We start from the raw sequence: 1,020 nt of genomic DNA on the forward strand, positions 1-1,020 counted from the left end.
GGTGTCAGGCTGTATACGTGATCTTTCAATTTTGCACAGCCCTGTGTTTTTGTTAAACAGTTGCCTGGACCTATTCTCTGCGCCCTCCCGTCACCGGGTAGGGACCCTTTATCCCGAAGTTACAGGGTCAATTTGCCTAGTTCCTTAACCGTGATTCACTCAAGCGCCTGAGTATATTCAACCCGACTACGTGTGTCCGTTTACGGTACGGGTACCTGTAAGATTAAGTTTAGCGGATTTTCTTGGGAGTATGTTTACACGCACTATTACCGTTTTCCGAGGAAATTGGTATACTGTCAGGTTCGACTCTTATCCCGGATTTGCCTGGGATAATCAACATCTACACCCTTTAACGGACTATTCCGTCAGTCCGCGGCGTTGTCACTCCTCCGTCTCCACATCACTCCTACAGGTAGTACAGGAATATTAACCTGTTCTGCCATCGGCCTCACCGTTCGGCTGAGCCTTAGGACCCGACTAACCCTGATCCGATTAGCGTTGATCAGGAAACCTTAGTCTTGCGGCGAGGGGGTTTCTCACCCCCTTTATCGTTACTTATACCTACATTTGCTTTTCCACACGCTCCAGTAAAGCTCACGCTTCGCCTTCAACGCTGAGTGGAATGCTCCCCTACCGATACTTACGTATCCCATAGCTTCGGTAAAACACTTATGCCCGATTATTATCCACGCCAAACTCCTCGACTAGTGAGCTGTTACGCACTCTTTAAATGAATGGCTGCTTCCAAGCCAACATCCTAGCTGTCTTAGCAATCTGACTTCGTTAGTTCAACTTAGTGTTTATTTGGGGACCTTAGCTGATGGTCTGGATTCTTCTCCTTTAGGACATGGACCTTAGCACCCATGCCCTCACTCCTGAGATAGAACTAATGCGCATTCGGAGTTTATCAAGACTTGATAGGCGGTGAAGCCCTCGCATCTTATCAGTCGCTCTACCTCACATTAGTAACTCTCAAGGCTGCACCTAAATGCATTTCGGGGAGTACGAGCTATCTCCAAG

Annotated in this window: 1 rRNA gene; it reads right to left on the reverse strand. The window is 47.9% G+C overall.

Features of this window, described 5'->3' with window-relative positions:
- A 23S ribosomal RNA gene (locus tag GT641_RS12905) occupies positions 1 to 1,020 on the reverse strand; the annotation flags it as partial.

Origin of the sequence: Clostridium sp. BIOML-A1 (assembly GCF_009874105.1) — a bacterium.
Taxonomy (GTDB): Bacteria; Bacillota; Clostridia; order Lachnospirales; family Lachnospiraceae; genus Coprococcus.